Below are 19,804 nucleotides of genomic sequence, written 5' to 3'. Positions count from 1 at the left end.
ATTTATTATGAATCTATTCCATATTATCGAAGTATGCGGCTTAAAAATAATTTCGTGCGATCGTGTTCCGGGTTTGTAAAGAAATGCTCTGGAGAGCCTTTTTCAAGTATTTTGCCTCCATCCATAAAAATAACTTGATCCGCGACTTGCTTAGCAAAACCCATTTCATGAGTCACAACGACCATGGTAATCCCTTCTTTTGCCAGATCGACCATTACATCCAGTACTTCTTGTATCATTTCAGGATCAAGAGCAGAGGTTGGTTCATCAAAGAGCATAACCGTTGGACGCATGTTAAGAGCGCGAGCAATGGCAACCCGTTGCTGTTGTCCGCCGGAGAGCTGTGCCGGATAGGCATCTGCTTTTTCTCGCAAGCCGACTCGTTCCAAAAAGGCGAGACCTGATTCACTTGCTTCATCACGGGAAATTTTTTTAATGAGGGTTGGTGCTAATGTTAAGTTTTCCAGCACCGTCTTGTGAGGATATAGATTGAACTGTTGAAAGACCATTGCTACAGACTCCCTAACCTTAGTAATCGGTGCTTTAGGAGCGGTAATGTCTACGCCGTCAATCACGATTTGACCTGTGCTTGGCGTTTCTAGCAAGTTCATGCAGCGGATTAAGGTGCTCTTTCCAGAACCGCTTGGACCGATGACAACGACTTTTTCACCGCTGTCTACGTTGAGATGAATATCCTTTAACACATGCAATGGACCAAAAAATTTATTGACTCCTTGTACTTTAATCATCAAATACCCCCTTTCTTGAAACAAATCAAAGCCGTGCCCTCATAGGTATCCCTATAAGTGCACGGCGTCATTGCCAATATGTTTATGAAATTTGTAGTTACAGTATAACATTAAAAATAAGCGTTGTCATTACCTAAATCAGAAAATGTTTTTTGAGGAGAAACATAACTACATAATGTCTTGAAGTGCATAAAGAAAAACTGTGGAGATCAGGATGTAAAAAAATTCCTTACAGGTAAGGCCATCGGCAGGGTATTTTGCAGTGACTGGGGAATGTAGTAATACATAGACAGTCACATAGGATGTAGAAATAATATAAAATGAATTGTGAGGTGCATCTATCTATGGCGATTCACTCCATGGCGGGAAAAAAGGCTTCTAAAAGTATACTGGTCAATATTCCGCGTTTAGTTAGTGCCTATTATACGAATATTCCCGATGTCAATATTCCAGGACAGGGAGTTGTTTTTGGAACTTCGGGGCATCGAGGAAATTCACTGCATTCTGGTTTTAATGAACAGCATATTCTTGGGATTACTCAGGCGATTTGCTGCTATCGCAAAGTCAAAAATATTACCGGTCCGCTGTTTATTGGCTTTGATACCCATGCCTTGTCTGAACCTGCTTTTATCTCGGCAATAGAGGTTTTAGCGGCTAATAACATGGAAACCTTCATTGCTAAAGATATGAATTATACTCCTACACCGGCCATTTCTCATGCAATTCTCAAATATAATAAAGGCAGAAAAGAAGGGCTGGCCGATGGTATTGTCATTACGCCTTCTCATAACCCGCCGGATAATGGCGGCATTAAGTATAATCCTCCTAATGGCGGACCGGCAGATACGCATATTACCAAGTGGATTGCCGATAAGGCCAATCAATTATTACTCGAGGGAAATAAAACAATTAAACGTATGCCTTATGAAAAAGCATTAAAAACATCTTATGTACATGAATATGATTTTATTACGCCGTATGTGAATGATCTAGAGCAGGTAATTGATATGGATGTGATAAAGACCTCCGGTTTGAAACTGGGAGCTGATGCTCTAGGTGGTGCTGGTCTTGGTTATTGGGCACCCATCGCAGAAACCTATGGTCTTGACATTGATGTAATCAATGGGTATTCTGATCCAACTTTTAGTTTTATGAATGTGGATGCAGATGGGAAAATTCGTATGGATTGTTCTTCTCCTTATGCGATGGCCGGACTCATTGATTTAAAAGAAAAATATGATCTCGCTTTTGGTAATGATCCAGATTTTGATCGTCACGGTATCGTTACTCCCAGTGTTGGTTTAATGAATCCCAATCACTATCTTTCTGTAGCTATTTCGTATTTGTTTCAAGAACGTAATGGATGGCGTAAAGATGCTGCGATTGGTAAAACATTGGTTAGTTCGTCGATGATTGATCGTATTGCTGCCAGCCTAGGGAAAAGACTTGCTGAAGTGCCAGTGGGGTTTAAATGGTTTGTTGACGGACTCGTGGATGGCTCTTTTGGCTTTGGCGGTGAAGAAAGTGCTGGAGCATCTTTTCTTAGAAAGGATGGGACCGTCTGGACAACCGATAAGGATGGTATTATTCTTTGTCTATTAGCTGCAGAGATTACTGCAAAAACTGGCCGAGATCCAGGACAGCATTATCAGGATTTAAGTAAAAAGTTTGGAGCACCCGTATATGCACGTATCGATGCTATCGCCAATACGCAGCAGAAAACTATTTTGTCGAAGCTCTCTCCAGAACAAGTCAAAGCAAAAACATTAGCAGGAGAAAACATTATGGCAAAGCTGACTAAGGCACCTAGTAATCAAGCTGATATAGGTGGATTAAAGGTTTGCACCGAGAATGGCTGGTTTGCTGCTAGACCATCTGGGACAGAAGAAGTGTACAAAATATATGCCGAAAGTTTTAAAGGGGAAGGTCATCTCAAACAAATTCAAGAAGAGGCAAAAAATATCGTTAATGAAGCCTTTAGGGCAAATGGCGTTTGAATACATATCTTGCAGGTCAATAGAAAAATATTGAAACATGATAGGTCTTCGCCAGGAAGTACGCTTGACGTTCTGCCATTGTGAGCGGAACGCAGCAATCACATATATTTGGACAAAGGAGAGACAGCATGTTGCACAAAAAGAAGTTGTTTCAAAGTATTGGTATCTCTTTTACAGCAATTGTTCTTCTCATAGCTTCTTCTCTAGTGCCATTTCTAGGGCAGCCATTATCAGCAGCTGCTGAGGTAGACCATGTTACGCTTACGTGGGAGTCCGATCCCAAAACAACCCAGACGATTACATGGAGGACAGAGGAAACGGAACTTTCCGGTCAGGTGCGTTATGCCCAAAGCGAATTTACTAAGTCTTTTCCTTATAATGCCCAAACTTTGGACGCTACGGTAGAGAGAGTAGCTACGAACCTGGGAAATATGAATATCCATTCGGTTACGTTAATGGGTTTAAAGCCAGGTAAGCGTTATGTATATCAAATTAGGGAAGGCAGTGGGTGGGGAGAAATTCGAAATTTTTCTACACCTTCAGCAAAAAATGATGGTTTTAAATTTTTGGTATTTGGCGATTCTCAAAGTATTAACTATGATGTTTGGCGTACTACTTTGCAGCAGGCATTTAAGGCTAATCAAGATGTGTCATTTTTTACTAATGTGGGAGATTTAGTCGATGTAGGGCAGGATTATGCCCAATGGGATGCATGGTTTAAGGCAAGTCAAGGGGTCATTGATCGGATTCCAGCAATGCCTTTGACGGGTAACCATGAGAACTATACACCAGAGCGCCGCTTCTCACAGCCTGTATTATTTACGGCTCAACTTAAAGTTCCTGTTAATGGTCCTGAAAGTCTTAGAAGGCAAGTCTATTCTTTTGACTATGGGGATGTACATTTCGTTATGTTAGACAGTCAAATCGGTGAACAAGTTCAATTTGTTCCTCAAATACTAGAAAGCCAGAAAAATTGGTTAGAGCAGGATCTGGCAGCTACAAATAAAAAGTGGAAAATCGTTTTTTTACATAGGCCACCGTATCATAACAAGGTGGGAGGCGCTAATTCCAGTGTTAAAAGAGCTTTTGTACCTATCTTAGATAAATATCATGTAGATGTGGTCTTTTCCGGTCATGAACATGATTATGCCCGTACCTATCCTATATATAATGATCAAGTGGTAGGCAGCCCAGGCAAGGGCACAATCTATGTAACGACTGGTCGAAGCGGTACCAAGACTTACAATGATACGGCAGCAAGTGAGTGGAATTCATTTTTTTATAATCCCCTGGATGAACCCAATTATCTTGTAGTGGAAATAAAAAATCAAATTCTACATGTAAAAGCATATAAGCAAAGCGGTGCATTAATTGATGCTTGGTCCATTGATAAAAATATGGAATTCAAATAATGCATGATGTAAAGAACCAAAATTTCTTTGTGAGATTCTGGTTCTTTATTAATTTTAGTACTGGAATATATAATTTTTATGGTGAAAATATTAAAATCTATGAACCACAAAGACCACAATGCCGCTACTGCGGTACACAAAGGAGAACACAAAAAATAGATATAAAAATAAGCCCTTTATGTCCTTTGCGCCTTTGTGGTTCGATTGTTTTAGATGTTTTAAGGGGATGCCAGTGTTTTATAATAATTTGAGCAAGATAGTAAAAGAAGTGGGCATTCTATTAAGTGTTTTGGAGCAGGATATAAATTAAGATTTGGATAATCATAAAGAGAGACTTAGTCAGCAAGTTAAGTTAAGAAGAGCATATAATTGCCTTTGGCAATAGCGATAGGGAGGACAAGTATGGAAGCATATGAAAAAATTCATCAATTGCATCACTTGATCGAAACAGGAACGGCGGCTGATTTACCAGGACCTTATAAAGTGGGAGTCGATTTGGGAACGGCTGACGTGGTGCTGGTTGTGACTGACAGCCAGGGGAATCCTGTAGCTGGAAGCCTGTGCTGGGCATCGGTGGTGAAAGACGGTTTGGTTGTTGATTTTAGGGGAGCGACGACAATTGTTGAACAATTAAAGGCTGAAGTAGAAAAAATTATGGGTATTACGCTAGAGAAAGGTGCAACAGCCATTCCGCCAGGTACAGTAGGGCGAAATGCCCAGGCTTGCGGACATATTATTGCAGGGGCGGGGATTGAACCCATTTGCCAGGTGGATGAACCTGTGGCGGCAGCGAAAGCGCTAAATATTAATCATGGTATTGTAGTGGATATTGGTGGAGGGACTACAGGGATTGCTGTGTTGAAGAATGGAGATTTAGTTTTCACCGCTGATGAGGCAACAGGAGGTACCCACATATCGCTGGTGTTATCTGGAGCATATAAAATCACTTATGAGGAAGCGGAAGTTCTTAAAAAAGATGTATCCCAGCATCGGCGCATCATGCCAGTTGTTTTGCCTGTTATTGAAAAAATGGCGATGATCGTTGAGAACATGCTGGCGGGGTATGATGAGTATCAGGATTACCCCGTATACGTAGTAGGCGGTACGGCTTATCTGACTGGTTTTGGTGAAGAATTCAGCAAAGCCTTTGGACGTAAAGTGCATGTCCCTCCTCACCCTTTATTAGTTACACCATTAGGAATTGCTATATTTGGTTAAAACGACATAATATTACAAAAAAATAAGAAATGACAAAAATATGCAATGATGATGATGGAAAATTCCCAAGGAGCCTCTGTCACCTTTAGCGAAGATTATCATTAGTTAGAAGTCTGAAAAAGCAAAAAAATGGAGGCAGGATCCATGACCAAGGTGACAGTAGTAAAGCAGCCTTTAGAAGATTTGAATAAGGTCAAGTTAGTAGATATTATTGATGTAAAGTTTTTGCAGACCTTTCAGGATAACTTTGCCGAAGCTGTAGGGGTAGCCAGTATTGCGGTTGATATTGAGGGGAAACCCGTCACGAATCCAAGTAATTTCACAATATTTTGTATGACACATACGCGAGAATCAAAGGTTGGGAACAAACGCTGTATGGAATGTGACAGTAAAGGCGGTGAAGAATCTGCTAGGACAGGTAAGCCGGCGATTTATGACTGTCATGCTGGTTTAGTTGATTTTGCAGCTCCTATTATATTGGAGGGAAAGCAAATTGGAACGATGCTAGGTGGGCAGGTTTTGACGTCTTCTCCGGATGAAGGCAAATTTCGTCAGATTGCCCAAGACATTGGCGTAAATCCTGATGAATATATGAAATCGTTAAGTGAAATCAAGCAAGTTCCTAGAAAAAGTGTGGAGGCTGCTGCGCATGTCTTATATCTAGTTGCCAATACCCTATCGAAAATGTGATATCAACAAAGCAAGTTAAGAAATATGGCTGGCATTATTAATGAGAGTGTGATTCAAATATCAGCGACAATGGAAGAACTGGCAGCTTCTGCAAGCGATGTTAGTGCGAATCAAAGTTCTCTGAATGCAGAAATAAATAACGTAAATATAGTATCAGGGCAAATTAATGAAGTGATGGATTTTATTAAAGAAATTGCTGATGAAACTCGCTTGCTAGGCTTAAATGCAGCAATTGAGGCTGCAAGAGCTGGTGAAGCAGGTCTTGGTTTTGGTGTGGTGGCACAGGAAATCAGGAAGCTCTCAGGGGATTCAAAGCAGACAGTAGGTAAGATTAGGGAATTTACTACCATTATTCAGCAATCGGTAGATAAGACCGTTGCAATGGGAAGCGCTACCAGCTTAACTGTAGAGCAGCAGGCTGCTGCCATTGAGGAAGTCACTGCTAGCATTGAAGAAGTAACTGGCATGGCAGAGGAATTATATGCTTTAGCAAATGATAGGCAGTAGTTACTGATTTGAGGCTAGGTTACGACCTACTTTTTTAAGAAGAGAAAATTAGTTTATACTTGGAATTTGCTAAGTGGAAGCGTATCTCATTGTTGCAGAGATTAATGGGCTTGCATTCGAATTTTTGCAAAACTGTGTAGCTGTGCCTAGGCAATGCTCTATAGTAGCAATGAAAAGAGATAAAAAGTGAGGAGATGCGCAGAGAACACAGAGAAAAGATGAATAAACAAAGTGATGGCAGCAGTTTCTTATGAACTGCTGCCATCACTTTGTTTATTCATCTTTTACATTCTTATCTTGTTTAAGGGCGCCCGGTCCGTCATGAGCGACAGAGACCTCTGCCTCGCCAAAAGTTTTCATATCATTTAAAACATGCAGTGAAGCATTGAGTAAGGACAGTCCCAATGCAGCACCGACTCCTTCTCCTGAGGAGATGTTGAGATGAAGGTAGGCAGGAATGCCGATTAAGTCAAGGCTGGCTTTATGTGCAGGTTCCGGTGGAAAATGAGAACCAATGAGATAGTCTTTAACTTGAGGAGCTAATTTCACTGCAAGCAAGGCAGCAGTGCTGGTCGCAAGACCATCTAAGACAATGGCTGCTCCGCCTGAGGCTGCACCTAGTATAATTCCAACCAGTCCGGCAGTTTCATAACCACCTAGTTTACTTAAAACATCAATAGGATCGTCAATGTTTGGAGTATTCACGGTAATGGCGCGGCGGATGAAGGAAATCTTTTTATCTAAAAAATCGATGGAAGAATCTGCAGTCTTTCCTACCAACTCAGTCAGCGGACGTTGACTGTAGCAGGCAATGATCGCTGTACTGGAAATTGCATTGGCGACTCCCACTTCACCTAATCCTAGGACCTGAGAACCTTTTTTAATCGTTTCAGAAGCGACTCGAATGCCAATCTCGATTGCTTTTATTGCTTCTTCCCGAGTCATCGCAGGACCTTGGGTTATGTTTTTCGTTCCAGAGGCGATTTTTTCATTTCGTACTAAAGGGAGAGGGGGGATGTTGGCTATAATGCCCATATCTACAAGGACTAAATCTGCAGCAACATGATCAGCAAAAATGTTGACTGCGGCGCTGCCTCGTGATATGTTATGAATTTTTTGAAGAATTACTTCTTGTTTCGAAAAAACGCAAGGTTCTTCGGCTGCTACGCCATGATCTGCTGCCATGATAATAATACTTTTCTTTAGGCTGCGGGGTCTGGGATTGTAAGTAATACCGGACAGCTGACGTGCCAGATGTTCAAAGGAATATAAACTGTTCAGAGGTTTTGTTAAATTATCTAGGCGTATCTGGCATTTATCCATTGCGATTGTATCAAGTGGTTTAATTAAGGAAATCGTATCTTGCATCATAAGTGGAACCTCCTGTTATCAACAAATTATGCTTCTTATTTACCAGCAGAATCTTCATAGGGAGTCATGCCAGCCAGCATTTTAATAGAAGCACCCAGCATATCGACGACGATAGACGCACCAATTGCTTCTCCTAACCGAATTCCCATATCAATGCATGCTTCCAGTCCAAGAAGCTTTAGGGCAATACGATGTGCAGGTTCACCGGATAAATGAGAAGGCATAAGATAGTGGGGGACTATGGGGTGAAGAGCGTTGGCAATTAGCGCAGCGGCAGTTGTATTAAGACCATCAATGACAACTGCGCAGCGATTTGCAGCAGCACCTAGTATAACTCCTGCCAGAACCCCTGTTTCAAAACCTCCGATTTTTGCCAGAACATCCAGTCCATCTTGAGGATTTGGCTGATTCACAGTAAGTGCCTGGCGTACAATATCGATCTTAAAGGCAAGACGGCTGTCTGAAATGCCAGTGCCGCGACCTGTAGCTTGCTCGGGAGTAATATTGGTAAAGGTTGCTGCAATCGCTGCGCTGGAAGTTGTATTGCCGATACCCATTTCACCCAGACTGAAACAGTTGTATCCAGCACGCACTTTTTCATTCACAATTTCGATTCCAATCTCAAGGGCTTGAATAGCTTCTTCACGTGTCATAGCTGGACCTTGTGTAAAGTCGTTTGTGCCATAGGCAATTTTACGATGCCATAGTCCTTCCGTATCAGATAGGTCAGCAGCAACACCTGCATCCACTACGACCATATCGGCACCACTGAAGTTTGCAAAAGCATTAGCACTGGCACCTTTAGCACCCACATAATTTTTTGTCATTTGCAGTGTCGTTTCTACGGGATAGGCACTGATTTGGTTGCGTGCTACACCGTGATCGGCACAAGCGATAACCATGCATGTGTGAGGCGCTGTAGGAACTTCTTCTTTTCGAATACCAGCGTATTGCTTTACCATCTCTTCCAGACGGCCAAGACTGTCTTGGGGTTTAATTAATGTGTCTAATCGTGATTGAACGGATTCCATAACTTTTTGATCTAAAGGGAAAATCTGCGAACATGTTTCGAATAATAAACTCATTGTAACCTCCATTGTCTTTGTCACCACTAATGCAGAAAAAAGAGCTTTTTCGGAAATGAATACCAAAAAAGCCATAAGACTGTTGATTTTCGCGCTGTATATATAGCAACGCTATATTTATAATCATTGCAATTATATCAAGTAAAATCATTATTCGTCAATGCTGAGAATCGGTCACTATTAAGCGTTTTTTAGTAGTTTCAGCCCTAAATCTGTTACCGTTTGGAGATCTTTGCTAGCTCCTCGTCCTTGTGTAGTCAGATAATGACCAATGAGCATGCCGTTAACGCCGGATAAGAATCCTAGAGGAACTAATTCTCCAAGATTGTGTTCACGACCGCCAGCGTAACGAATAATTTTTGTAGGCAGAATCATGCGAAAAATAGCAAAGGTTTGCAAAATTTCCATTGGGTTTAGTTTTTCCTGGTTTTCCAGGGCTGTTCCTTTAATGGGATTCAAAACATTAATGGGCACAGAGTCAACATCTAATTCTTTTAATGTAAAGGCCAATTCAATACGCTGACGCCAAGTTTCACCCATGCCAATGATACCGCCAGAACACACTTCAATGTCAGCCGCTTTCACTCTTTTAATTGTATCTATACGCTCTTTATAGGTATGAGTGGTACAAATTTCACCAAAATGACTTTCGCTGGTTTCTAAATTATGATGATAACGTGTAATGCCGGCCTTTTTGAGAGCGGCTACATGTTGTTCTTGCAAGGTTCCTAAGGAACAGCAGCGCTCAAGAGTTGTTTCCTGACCGATTTTCTCAATTGCTGCCGTAATTTTTTCAAAATCTCGATCGCCTTCCATACCGCATCCTGAGGTAATCACACAGAAACGGTAGGCAGAATCTGCCTCTGCTCTTTGGGCTGCCTGGACAATCGCATTTTCATTCATGAGTGGGTATACATCTACTTCTACATCATGATGGGCAGATTGGGCGCAAAATTTACAGTCTTCCGTACAATTTCCTGAACGAGCATTTAGAATTTGACAAGTATCTACATAAGATCCCGTAAACTTTTCTCTGATTTTATTTGCAACGCCAAGTAATATGGGAATGTCACTTTCTTCAATGGTTGTTAAGGACAAGGCCTCATCAAAGGTAAGCTGACTGCCTTCTAATATTTTTTTTCCTAGAGAAAAAATTAAATCATAGTTGTTCATGTTCATTCCTCCTAGTAGTTGTTGTGTACTCTCGGAAAATAGCCATACAACATCCTTTGCCATTCTAAATGAGGCTTTTACGAGAGCCATTTATTTTTTACAGTAACGCTGGAATTAACCCTGCGTCTTGTACCATCTGGAAATCTGTCACTGTATTACGACCTGTAAAGGTTAAGTAATTGCCAATAATAAGACCATTCGCTCCAGACAGCATCAAGTGTCCCTGCATATCCCGCAAGTTTATTTCCCGACCACCAGCAGGCCGGATGATTTTGTTAGGAAATATAAAACGAAAAATAGCAAAGGTTTTAATAATATCCAGGGGAGAGGGGGGCGTAACATCTTCCAGAGCAGTACCTTTAATAGGATTGAGAATGTTAATAGGAATAGAGGCAACATCCAGACTCTTTAAAGCAAATGCAAAATCAATGCGATCCTGCCAGCTTTCTCCCATGCCAATAATGCCTCCAGTGCAAAGCTCCATACCAGCAGATTTTGCCGCTTGAATAGTAGCAACGTGCTCTCGATAAGAATGGGTTGTACATACTGAAGGATAGAAGTTTTCGCTAGTTTCTAAATTGTGAGCATAGCGCTTGACACCGGAAGATGCCAGCATGCGTGCCTGCTCTAGAGTAAGTGTGCCAAGATTAGCACAAACGTTTAATCTGGTATGATACATAATTGCTTGTATCGACTCTATGATCTTTTGAAAGTCAGGGTCACTGTCCATACCCTTGCCGCTGGTGACGATGCTAATCCGTTTTGCCCCTTGTTCCTGAGCTTGTTGTGCTGCTGCAGTAATTTTCTCTATGTCTAATAAGTTATGTATAGGAGTCTTGGTATCATGATAAACGGATTGGGCGCAAAATTTACAGTCCTCAGAGCACAATCCTGAGCGGGCATTCACAATGCCGCACATGTCAACGTTTCTGCCAGTAAATTTGATACGAATTTTATTAGCAAATGCGGAAAGTAAAGGAATATCCTCATTCAGTATATGAGTGAGCTGTAATGCTTCTTTATATTGAATTTGATGTCCTAATAATATTGACTCTCCCAAAGTAATGATTTCACGATAGTGCATCCTAGCAGCTTCCTTTCACTCGATATATGTATGTATTTTATAATTTACGTTAACGACAAATGAATAGTTGGTTAACGATACTGTTATTTTACTATTAATTTGAAAGGCTGTAAATGACATTTTTGTATGATAAGGGAAGCAATACAGAAAAACATAATAAAATCAGTTCGCAGATATTGACACCCAAAGGGAATTTGCATTATTATGGAAAGATAATGAGAATTATTTTCAATGAAGAAATGCAATGATCAGGTTTTCTATAAGATTTTTGGTTAGTTGGGTGAAGGATAGAATGAATATCAATCCTGGCTATTAGGCATCTATGCTTAAAGAGGAGGAACAAGTCTTGGTAAGTAAGCTTAGGTTCGTTTTTCTAATACTATTAATGATCCCCCAAAGCATTATGTTTTGGATGGCATTTGATTCACCTTTACGAGGGAATAAATATATAAATGAAATTGAAGCTTTGACGTTAGCAAGTGCATTATTCTTAATTCTGGTAATGCCTAGCTTAGTATCGGACTGGCTCATTGGCAAACATTTAAATAGTATGCGCCAGTTATGTTCCAGAGTGAAACAGGGAAATTATCAAGAACTATTGTCGCTTCCTAATGAAGCAAGAGATGAGGAGGATAATATACTCACTCTTATGCGAGATATGAATTGGATGGCGAGGCAGATCGAATTTAGGGAGAAGGCTCTTAGGAAGGCCGTTGATGATTTGCAAGAGTCTCGTAGCCGCATGCAAGTGATGGCAATGACCGATCCTTTAACTGCGATTGCAAATCGGAGATGTTTTTTTGATACGTTAGAGCGGCATTTTAAAGCGTTAGTATGTAATTATCATCCGATTTCATTGCTTGTTTTTGATGTTGATTTTTTTAAAAAGGTTAATGATAATTATGGGCACCAGACAGGTGATATTATCTTGCTGGAACTGGCAAGAATTATCCAGGAAAATAGTCGAGAGGGTGATTTGGCTGCTCGTATTGGCGGAGAAGAATATGCTCTATTATTACCGGAAACAGATTCGCAGCAGGCCGTAGGAATTGCCAGCAGGATTCATAAGAGTATTGCAAATCATGATTTTATATTAAATGAAAATCAGCAAATCTCGGTGACCGTGTCCATTGGTGTTTGTACAATTTCTCAATTTTTGTGCTACTTTGATAAAGAAAAATTATATAATTACGCGGATCAAGCACTTTATTATTCGAAAAACATTGGAAGAAATAGTGTTTCTGTTTATGATCCTGATAGCCATTTCATTCATAAGGTTGCTTGATCGTAGTGACAAAGGAGCGATGTATATCTTGTTTGATTCAGTTACATTAGAAGATTTACATGATATTGTAGATGCCTTATCAACTGCATTGGATGCTAAGAATTCTTATATGTGCGGACATTCGGAAAGAGTCGCAGAACTTTCTTTGTTAATGGCACAAACCATGGGACTGTCATTAGCGGAACAAGAGAGAATTCATATTGGCGCACACTTACATGATATTGGGAAAATTGGTATTCCAGATGCAATATTAAATAAACCGGGGAAGTTGACAGAGGAAGAATTTGATACCATTCGTCAGCATCCAGAAATTGGTGGTACAATAGTAGAGAAAATTAAAGTATTTCGTTCTGTCTCCGATATTGTTCATCATCATCATGAGCGCTTTGATGGCAAAGGATATCCCGATGGTTTGTGTGGTGAAGAGATTTCTTTGGGAGCTAGAATTGTAGCTGTTGCTGATTCTTTTGATGCAATGACAACAATGAGGACATATCGGTCGGCTTTTGGTGTTTGTGAAGCAATTGAAGAAATGGAGCGATGCAAAGGAAGTCAGTTTGATCCCACCATAGTTGAAATTTTAAAAAGATTAGCCTTCGAGAAAAAATTACAAAGCACTTGTAATCGAGATTTTGCTTATCGTCTAGTGATTGCTTAATCCTATGAGAAAACAGTATCTTGTATCATGTATTGGGAAGAATCGGCATAGTATTTACTATGCCGATTTATTTATTATAGGTGATGGAAGGAATGTGATGATTCTATGAAAGTCATCATTCTTGCTGGTGGTGGGGGCAGTCGTTTATTTCCGCTGTCTCGCACGAGATTCCCAAAGCAATTCTTAAAATTAAATGGAGAGCACTCATTACTTGCTCAAACGATTCAGCGATTTTTACCCCTGGTTAGACCGTGTGATATGGTCGTAGTGACAAATCAAGAATACATTCATCATGTTCGAACAGAGCTTATCGCAGCAAAGACCAATGAAGCACATATACTCTTGGAACCAGCAGCCCGTAATACCGCACCAGCAGTAGCATTTGCGGCAAGATATTGTCTTGATGTACTGGGGTGCGATGCAAATGAAATATTGTATGTAACACCTTCTGATCATATTATCCGTCCTCTAAAACTTTTTAATGAAAACCTTCTCCAAGCCATAAAGCTGGCAAAGATGGGTAAGATTGTTACGTTGGGTGTGCAGCCAGATCATCCAGAGACAGGGTATGGATATATTCAGGCAGGTGAAGCATTTAGCAGCGGCTTTTATGTTCAATCTTTTAGAGAGAAACCTGACCAAGAAACAGCTGAGTCATATCTTGCTGCTGGAAATTATTATTGGAATTCGGGAATGTTTGCTTTTACAATTGAATGCTTTATGAATGAATTAGCAAAATATCAAGAGGAGATACATGCACTGGTTGAAGCCGGATGGGAACAAATGAGAGAGAGTTTTGCCGAAATGCCATCTATATCTCTTGACTATGCTATAGCGGAAAAATCTCAAGAATTAGTCATGCTGCCAATTACAGCGGAATGGAATGATATTGGATCATGGGATGCGATTTATGATGTGCTGCCCAAAGATCGGGAGGCTAATGCTCTGCAGGGAGACTGCATTCCTATTGAGTGCTCCAATACACTAATATTAGCGCATAGCCGACTTATTGGCGGCATTGGTCTTGAAGATATTTTGATTGTTGAAACAGATGACGTTATCGTTGTAGCCAAAAAAGGTGAGTCTCAAAAAGTGAAAGACTTAGTAACCCAGCTAAAAGAGAGAGGTCGAATTGAGGCAGATGAGCCTAGAACGCTGTATCATCCCTGGGGATATTGCACAGTGCTGGGAGTTGGTTTAGGTTATCAAATGAAGAAAATTGTTGTCAATCCGGGAGAAATGCTCAGCTTGCAGATGCATTATCACCGTAGTGAGCATTGGATTGTGATCAGCGGCACAGCCAAAGTGATCATAGGTGAGAGTGAACAGCTATTGCATGAAAATGAGAGTGCTTTTGTGCCTCAAAATACTTTACATCGTCTTGAAAATCCGGGAAAGTTACCCCTCCAACTCATTGAAGTACAAAATGGCAGTTACTTAGGAGAGGATGACAGTGTTCGTTTTAATGATAAATATGGCAGAGTATAGGTAGAATGATTTTAAAAGTTTGAAGAACAAAAGCACAATGCTTCTAGTGTGGCATTGTGCTTCTATCTGTTTGTATGTTTTTAAAAAAAAGATTGACAGTATATGGTGCTTATGCTATTAATTAATCAAACGATTAATTAATAAGGAGGACACTATGAAAAAAGATGTTCAAGATAAGTTAATTGAAACAGCTACGTTGCTTTTTGCTCAAAAAGGATTTTATGCTGTATCAATACGTGAGCTAGCGCGAACTGCCAATGTTAATAGTGCTCTTATTTCATATTATTTTGGAGGTAAGGAAGGACTGTACCAAAAGGTATTAGAAGAGCAGTTCATCTTAATTGCTCAAATGTTAAAAAGATTTGAAGAAAGTCCCTCAAAATCACCTACGGAAGCAATTATCACATATGCAAAGAATATTTCCGCTATACATGATCAACGTCCTTATTTAACCCGTTTTATTTTGAGTGAGCTTATAAATCCGACTCCTTGCTGTGAAGCTGTAGTCAAAAAAAATATTTCGAATATCTTCGGTTTTCTTCATACTACTTTTAAAGAAGGCGTTACCAGAGGTGAATTTAAAGCAAATTTAGATCAAGATTTTGCAACTGTATCCTTAGCGGGGATTATGAATTTTTTCTTTATTGCCAAGCCTATTTTTCAGGGGTTTACTTCCTTGGAAAAGACGGGAGAAGAATATACTGTCCAGGCTCTCGAAACGTTCCTAAATGGAATTTTAAGGAGGAAAGACCATGAATAAGAAAGTCATTGCTGCTTTGCTATTTTTCTTTCTAATGGTAGCAGGAGCTGGTTATAAACTGTTTCTCAAAAAGGAAAACGGCATTACGGCGACTGGTACGATTGAAGTGACTCTTGCTGATGTTGTGCCTAAGACGAAGGGCTACCTATCACAGATGACCATTCAAGTTGGTGATAGGGCAGATGGGGGACAAATAATTGCTCATATTCATAAACCAGAGCTGGAAGCCCAGCTCTTAGCAGATCAGTCAGCATTGGCAAAGGCAAAAGCACAATTAGCGGATCTGGTAAAGGGCCCTAGAAAGGATGAAATAGAGCAAGCCAATGCAAGTTTAGCAGCAGCTCAATCACTTTATCAAAAAGCACGAGGTGATTTAGAGCGCTATCGTGCTCTTTATAGTACAGGTGCAATTGCTGCCCAACAGATTGAGGCGATTCAGTCTAGTTATGATGTAGCTTATAATTCATTGCTTTCCGCCCAAGCTCAGCAGCGTTTATTGCTGGAGGGCAATCGCCCAGATTTGATTGAAGCCCAGAGGATGGAGACCGAGCGGTATCAGGCAATCATTGCAGTAACTAAAGCAAATCTAGGAGAACGGGATGTTACGAGCCCTCTTACAGGTGTAGTACTAAACAAAAATTATCAAAATGGTGAATATGTCAGTGCAGGATCGGCAATTGCAACCATTGGTGATTTGAACGACTGCTGGGTTAAAATCTACATATCTTCAGAACAGTTAGGGCTCATTCGGCTTGGTCAGTCTGTTGATGTTAAGATTGATGCGTATCCTAATCGAGTATTTGCCGGTACTATCAAAGAAATCAGTCAGAACGCAGAATTTACTCCCAGACAGAGTGTAACCCAGCAAGAAAGAGCAAATCTGGTTTTTTATGTTAAAGTGAAAATTGATAATTTAGAGGGAATTTTAAAGCCTGGTATGCCAGCGGATGTGGTAATCCAATGATCAAGCTTGAACATGTAAGTAAAAACTATGGCAGGGTAATGGGGGTAAAGGATGTTTCCCTAGAAATTAGCGAGGGCGAAATTTTTGGTTTAGTGGGACCGGATGGTGCTGGAAAAACAACTTTGATCCGTATGATTGCAGGTATTCTTTCACCAACTGAGGGAGAGATGAGGGTACTAGGAGCTGTGAATCCAGAGATCATAAAAGAGTATCTAGGCTATGTTCCACAAAAATTTAGTTTATATGGTGAATTAACAGTTCAAGAAAATATTTTTTTACTTGGTTCTTTATATGGTCAGAGGAAAGAGGAAATTGAGGAACGTGCTAATCAGATCCTTGATTTTACTAAGCTGCTGCCATTTAAAGAACGATTAGCAGATCATCTGTCAGGGGGAATGAAGCAAAAACTTGCCTTAGCCGCGGGACTTATGCATCGACCTAAAATTTTCTTGCTTGATGAGCCGACTACAGGTGTTGACCCTGTTTCTCGTCGAGAGTTTTGGCAGATGTTATATCGCCTTAATAAAGACGGTATGACCATCATCGTATCTACACCGTATATGGATGAAGCAGAGCTTTGCAGTCGCGTGGCTTTTATGCACAATGGAATAGTGGCTGACTGCAATTCACCCCAAGGTTTGCGTCAAACGTATCCCTTCCGGGTATTGGAGTTAAGTGCGAAAGATCCAAACATTAAGAGATATTTAGCAATTCCTTCTGTTTTGGAATGCAATAAATTTGGTGACAAGTATCATGTGATCGTAAAAGATCGCGCAGCTTTGAAAGAAGTAGCGCTCACATTAGAAGCTGCAGGATTGGTGATTGAAGCTCTTAAAGAGATTCCTCCTACCTTAGAAGATGTCTTTGTTGCATTAGCAAGTGAGGTGATTTAAATGTATGCTGTGGAACTTACAAACCTTACCCGAAAATTTGGGGATTTTACTGCTGTGAATGATGTGACTCTTAAAATTAAAACAGGCTCTATTTATGGTTTTCTAGGGCCAAATGGATCAGGTAAGTCTACTACCATTCGTATGTTATGTGGTTTACTGGAGCCGACTTCAGGCAGGGGCAGCGTATTAGGCTTTGATATTGCTAAAGATAGTGAGATGATTAAACAAAAGATTGGGTATATGTCTCAAAAATTTAGCTTATATGATGATTTAACGGTAATCGAGAATCTGCAATTCTATGGGGGAATGTATAGTTTATCCGGCAGCCTGGGGAAAGGTAGAATTGAAGAAATGCTCAATTTAGCTGGCTTAAAGGACCGTCAAGATGAATTAGTTATCAACCTTTCAGGTGGATGGAAGCAGCGTCTGGCATTAGGCTGTTCTATTCTTCATAAGCCTTCTATTTTGTTTTTGGATGAACCTACTGGTGGCGTAGATCCTAAATCCCGTCGCATGTTCTGGGATATTATCTATGATCTAGCTTTACAAGGTACTACGATAATGGTGACCACGCATTTTATGGATGAGGCAGAACATTGCGATGAAATTGGTTTTATTTTCGAAGGTAACCTGATAGCCAGCAGCTCACCGGCTTATTTAAAACAGACCATTCCTGGCACGCTGATTAGAATTCCTACAGATGACCCTATGGGATTGTTAGAAATTCTCGAAGGGAGTTTACTTTCTTATCTTGATATCTATTGTTCAGGTACTAGTTTGCATCTTTTAATGGAGACTGAGAAGTTAGCGCAAATTACAGACTTTCATTATGAAAAGATAACTCCAGCCTTAGAAGATGTGTTCGTTTATCTTGTGAAATCTCATCGAAAGGAGTGAGTTAATGAGACGCCTGAAAGCCTTATTGATTAAAGAATTTCTGCAAATACGCCGTGATCGTCTTACCTTAATTATGATGCTCGGTCTGCCAGTGATACAACTCGTGTTATTTGGCTTTGCGATTAATACTGATGTAAAACATTTACCTACGATTGTTTTTGATCAATCCTTGCAGCAAGATAGTCGAGATTTATTGAGTTCATTAGAAGCCAGCGGATATTTTGACATTAAATATTTGGCGAAAAGTTATCAAGAGGCAAATTCTGCTGTAGATGCAGGAAAAGCGAAAGTCGGCATTGTAATACCACCGGATTTTTCGGAAAATCTAAAGCATGGCCGGCAAGCTGCGGTACAGGTTATTGTAGATGCTACTGATTCCATGGCAGCATCTTCTGCAATTAGCGCTGCCCAGTTAATTGGCCAGATAAAGTCGCAAGATATTCTTTTGCAGCAGATACGGGGTTATTCAGGGCACCCTGCGGAAAAGCCTTATGATATTCGTATACGTCCTTGGTATAATCCAGATTTTATCTCCGCTTTTTACATGGTACCAGGGATTATGGGAGTGATGCTGACCATGACCATGGTTATGATTACTTCTATGGCAATTGTGCGAGAGCGAGAAAGGGGAACACTGGAGCAGTTGATTGTGACGCCTATGAAAAATTGGGAGTTGATGCTGGGCAAAATCATTCCCTACAGCCTTGTAGGTTATGTACAAGTAACGGTAGCTCTATTGGCAGGTATTCTTATATTTGACCTGCCGATACGTGGCAGTCTGGCTTTGTTATATGTTCTCACAGCTTTATTTATTCTTGCTTCTCTTTCTTTAGGCTTATTGATTTCTACAGTGACTAAAAATCAAATGCAAGCAATGCAGTTATCCTTCTTTGTATTTTTGCCGAGTGTTTTATTATCAGGATTTATGTTCCCTAGAGAAGCCATGCCCATGGTTTTTAACTTACTTGGCAACTTACTGCCACTCACGTTTTATCTTCAAATTTTGCGGGGTATTATTTTAAAGGGCGTAGGTCTAAGTGTACTATGGCCACAGATCATAGCTCTGATCATTTTTATTATTATTACATTAACGATAAGTATTAAAAAATTTCAAAAAAAGATTGCATAAAAACAAAAACACAGAGGCATGTTTTTTCCGCCTTTGTGTTCTTTGTGTTTTAATAGCTATGTTTTAAAAGATGTGATCAGCGTTTTCCTGCATTGTTGGGAGATTCATGGAATAAAATAAAATACTTGTACTAAGTCTCCTGGTACCAGACAGTCAAATCCAAAGTTAATATTTTGTCCATCTATCTTGTAGCTCTGCTTATCCTGAAGGCGTCCCTTTACAAAGACTTGGAATATACAATCCGCGGGATGTTCTGTTTTCATAATGCTGGTACGTGCTGCAACGCGAAAAGATTGTTCAACAATACGCATCCAAAAACCTCCTTTTTAAATGTTATTTTGTGCAGAATGTCTCTGGAAAAAAGGATACACTTTTTTATTCCTTCTTTCTGTTAAAATTCCTTTCGGACAGAAAATTATTCCCAGGGAACAAATGAAAAAATTA

The 19,804-nt window shown here is 40.2% G+C and carries 17 protein-coding genes and 1 pseudogene; 12 read left to right on the top strand and 6 right to left on the bottom strand.

What is annotated here, in order from left to right; genetic code table 11:
- Nucleotides 1-23: 23 nt before the first annotated feature.
- The gene (locus tag BMZ99_RS19670; protein WP_090941525.1) at nt 24-749 is read right to left on the bottom strand and encodes an amino acid ABC transporter ATP-binding protein; all 726 of its coding nucleotides are present in this window, start codon (nt 747-749) and stop codon (nt 24-26) included.
- 344 nt (nt 750-1,093) lie between these two features.
- On the opposite strand from BMZ99_RS19670, the gene pgm reads away from it, so the two are divergent.
- From pgm to BMZ99_RS27530, 4 genes and pseudogenes are all read left to right on the top strand, one after another.
- A complete protein-coding gene (gene pgm, locus BMZ99_RS19665; RefSeq protein WP_090941524.1) occupies nt 1,094-2,746 on the top strand; it encodes a phosphoglucomutase (alpha-D-glucose-1,6-bisphosphate-dependent) in 1,653 nt (550 codons plus the stop codon).
- Between the two features lie 128 nt (nt 2,747-2,874).
- On the top strand, nt 2,875-4,158 hold the full coding sequence (locus BMZ99_RS19660) for a purple acid phosphatase family protein (RefSeq protein WP_090941523.1): 1,284 nt from the start codon (nt 2,875-2,877) through the stop codon (nt 4,156-4,158).
- A gap of 402 nt (nt 4,159-4,560) precedes the next feature.
- Complete coding sequence (gene eutJ, locus BMZ99_RS19650) at nt 4,561-5,376, top strand: ethanolamine utilization protein EutJ (RefSeq protein WP_090941522.1); 816 nt, start codon at nt 4,561-4,563, stop codon at nt 5,374-5,376.
- 144 nt (nt 5,377-5,520) lie between these two features.
- Nucleotides 5,521-6,573, top strand: a pseudogene (locus BMZ99_RS27530) (PocR ligand-binding domain-containing protein).
- A 273-nt stretch (nt 6,574-6,846) separates the two neighbouring features.
- Here BMZ99_RS27530 and BMZ99_RS19640 read toward each other — a convergent pair.
- The 4 genes from BMZ99_RS19640 to bioB (BMZ99_RS19625) all read right to left on the bottom strand — a co-directional run bounded on the left by BMZ99_RS19640 (nt 6,847) and on the right by bioB (BMZ99_RS19625) (nt 11,286).
- Nucleotides 6,847-7,944, bottom strand: coding sequence for a nicotinate-nucleotide--dimethylbenzimidazole phosphoribosyltransferase (locus tag BMZ99_RS19640; RefSeq protein ID WP_090941519.1), 1,098 nt, complete (start codon nt 7,942-7,944; stop codon nt 6,847-6,849).
- 35 nt (nt 7,945-7,979) lie between these two features.
- The gene (gene cobT, locus BMZ99_RS19635; RefSeq protein ID WP_090941516.1) at nt 7,980-9,029 is read right to left on the bottom strand and encodes a nicotinate-nucleotide--dimethylbenzimidazole phosphoribosyltransferase; all 1,050 of its coding nucleotides are present in this window, start codon (nt 9,027-9,029) and stop codon (nt 7,980-7,982) included.
- Between the two features lie 180 nt (nt 9,030-9,209).
- Nucleotides 9,210-10,202: a biotin synthase BioB gene (gene bioB / locus BMZ99_RS19630; RefSeq protein WP_090941510.1), complete on the bottom strand. Its 993-nt coding sequence runs from the start codon at nt 10,200-10,202 to the stop codon at nt 9,210-9,212.
- Nucleotides 10,203-10,299: 97 nt separating this feature from the next.
- Nucleotides 10,300-11,286, bottom strand: a complete 987-nt coding sequence (gene bioB / locus BMZ99_RS19625; protein ID WP_090941508.1) for a biotin synthase BioB — start codon at nt 11,284-11,286, stop codon at nt 10,300-10,302.
- A gap of 346 nt (nt 11,287-11,632) precedes the next feature.
- On the opposite strand from bioB (BMZ99_RS19625), the gene BMZ99_RS19620 reads away from it, so the two are divergent.
- The 8 genes from BMZ99_RS19620 (at nt 11,633) to BMZ99_RS19585 (ending at nt 19,360) form a co-directional block, all read left to right on the top strand.
- On the top strand, nt 11,633-12,571 hold the full coding sequence (locus BMZ99_RS19620) for a GGDEF domain-containing protein (protein ID WP_090941505.1): 939 nt from the start codon (nt 11,633-11,635) through the stop codon (nt 12,569-12,571).
- Nucleotides 12,564-13,229, top strand: coding sequence for an HD-GYP domain-containing protein (locus tag BMZ99_RS19615; RefSeq protein ID WP_245755062.1), 666 nt, complete (start codon nt 12,564-12,566; stop codon nt 13,227-13,229). The genes BMZ99_RS19620 and BMZ99_RS19615 overlap by 8 nt, the downstream gene beginning before the upstream one ends.
- A gap of 105 nt (nt 13,230-13,334) precedes the next feature.
- Entirely contained in the window at nt 13,335-14,717 is a 1,383-nt protein-coding gene (locus tag BMZ99_RS19610; protein WP_090941499.1) for a mannose-1-phosphate guanylyltransferase/mannose-6-phosphate isomerase, read from the top strand.
- A 154-nt stretch (nt 14,718-14,871) separates the two neighbouring features.
- Nucleotides 14,872-15,477, top strand: a complete 606-nt coding sequence (locus BMZ99_RS19605; RefSeq protein ID WP_090941496.1) for a TetR family transcriptional regulator — start codon at nt 14,872-14,874, stop codon at nt 15,475-15,477.
- Nucleotides 15,470-16,441 carry an HlyD family secretion protein gene (locus BMZ99_RS19600; RefSeq protein WP_090941493.1) on the top strand — a complete coding sequence of 324 codons (972 nt, stop codon included), beginning with the start codon at nt 15,470-15,472 and terminating at the stop codon, nt 16,439-16,441. Before BMZ99_RS19605 ends, BMZ99_RS19600 begins: the two co-directional genes overlap by 8 nt.
- Nucleotides 16,438-17,334, top strand: coding sequence for an ABC transporter ATP-binding protein (locus BMZ99_RS19595; RefSeq protein WP_090941489.1), 897 nt, complete (start codon nt 16,438-16,440; stop codon nt 17,332-17,334). The genes BMZ99_RS19600 and BMZ99_RS19595 overlap by 4 nt, the downstream gene beginning before the upstream one ends.
- The gene (locus BMZ99_RS19590) at nt 17,335-18,231 is read left to right on the top strand and encodes an ABC transporter ATP-binding protein (RefSeq protein ID WP_090941487.1); all 897 of its coding nucleotides are present in this window, start codon (nt 17,335-17,337) and stop codon (nt 18,229-18,231) included.
- A gap of 4 nt (nt 18,232-18,235) precedes the next feature.
- The gene (locus BMZ99_RS19585) at nt 18,236-19,360 is read left to right on the top strand and encodes an ABC transporter permease (protein WP_090941483.1); all 1,125 of its coding nucleotides are present in this window, start codon (nt 18,236-18,238) and stop codon (nt 19,358-19,360) included.
- Between the two features lie 104 nt (nt 19,361-19,464).
- Here BMZ99_RS19585 and BMZ99_RS19580 read toward each other — a convergent pair whose 3' ends face one another.
- Nucleotides 19,465-19,671: a hypothetical protein gene (locus BMZ99_RS19580; protein ID WP_090941480.1), complete on the bottom strand. Its 207-nt coding sequence runs from the start codon at nt 19,669-19,671 to the stop codon at nt 19,465-19,467.
- Nucleotides 19,672-19,804 lie beyond the last annotated feature (133 nt).

This window comes from Pelosinus propionicus DSM 13327 (assembly GCF_900114615.1).
Taxonomy (GTDB): domain Bacteria; phylum Bacillota; class Negativicutes; order DSM-13327; family DSM-13327; genus Pelosinus; species Pelosinus propionicus.
Note: the sequence above shows the minus strand (reverse complement) of the source record. Positions and strands in the feature narration are given on the sequence as shown.

Coding starts and splice junctions, on each gene's coding strand:
- BMZ99_RS19590 (WP_090941487.1), top strand. CDS start 17,335: ATGTATGCTGTGGAACTTACAAACCTTACCCGAAAATTTGGGGATTTT.
- BMZ99_RS19600 (WP_090941493.1), top strand. CDS start 15,470: ATGAATAAGAAAGTCATTGCTGCTTTGCTATTTTTCTTTCTAATGGTA.
- bioB (WP_090941508.1), bottom strand. CDS start 11,286: ATGCACTATCGTGAAATCATTACTTTGGGAGAGTCAATATTATTAGGA.
- BMZ99_RS19580 (WP_090941480.1), bottom strand. CDS start 19,671: ATGCGTATTGTTGAACAATCTTTTCGCGTTGCAGCACGTACCAGCATT.
- BMZ99_RS19610 (WP_090941499.1), top strand. CDS start 13,335: ATGAAAGTCATCATTCTTGCTGGTGGTGGGGGCAGTCGTTTATTTCCG.
- bioB (WP_090941510.1), bottom strand. CDS start 10,202: ATGAACAACTATGATTTAATTTTTTCTCTAGGAAAAAAAATATTAGAA.
- BMZ99_RS19640 (WP_090941519.1), bottom strand. CDS start 7,944: ATGATGCAAGATACGATTTCCTTAATTAAACCACTTGATACAATCGCA.
- cobT (WP_090941516.1), bottom strand. CDS start 9,029: ATGAGTTTATTATTCGAAACATGTTCGCAGATTTTCCCTTTAGATCAA.
- BMZ99_RS19670 (WP_090941525.1), bottom strand. CDS start 749: ATGATTAAAGTACAAGGAGTCAATAAATTTTTTGGTCCATTGCATGTG.
- pgm (WP_090941524.1), top strand. CDS start 1,094: ATGGCGATTCACTCCATGGCGGGAAAAAAGGCTTCTAAAAGTATACTG.
- eutJ (WP_090941522.1), top strand. CDS start 4,561: ATGGAAGCATATGAAAAAATTCATCAATTGCATCACTTGATCGAAACA.
- BMZ99_RS19660 (WP_090941523.1), top strand. CDS start 2,875: ATGTTGCACAAAAAGAAGTTGTTTCAAAGTATTGGTATCTCTTTTACA.
- BMZ99_RS19585 (WP_090941483.1), top strand. CDS start 18,236: ATGAGACGCCTGAAAGCCTTATTGATTAAAGAATTTCTGCAAATACGC.
- BMZ99_RS19605 (WP_090941496.1), top strand. CDS start 14,872: ATGAAAAAAGATGTTCAAGATAAGTTAATTGAAACAGCTACGTTGCTT.
- BMZ99_RS19595 (WP_090941489.1), top strand. CDS start 16,438: ATGATCAAGCTTGAACATGTAAGTAAAAACTATGGCAGGGTAATGGGG.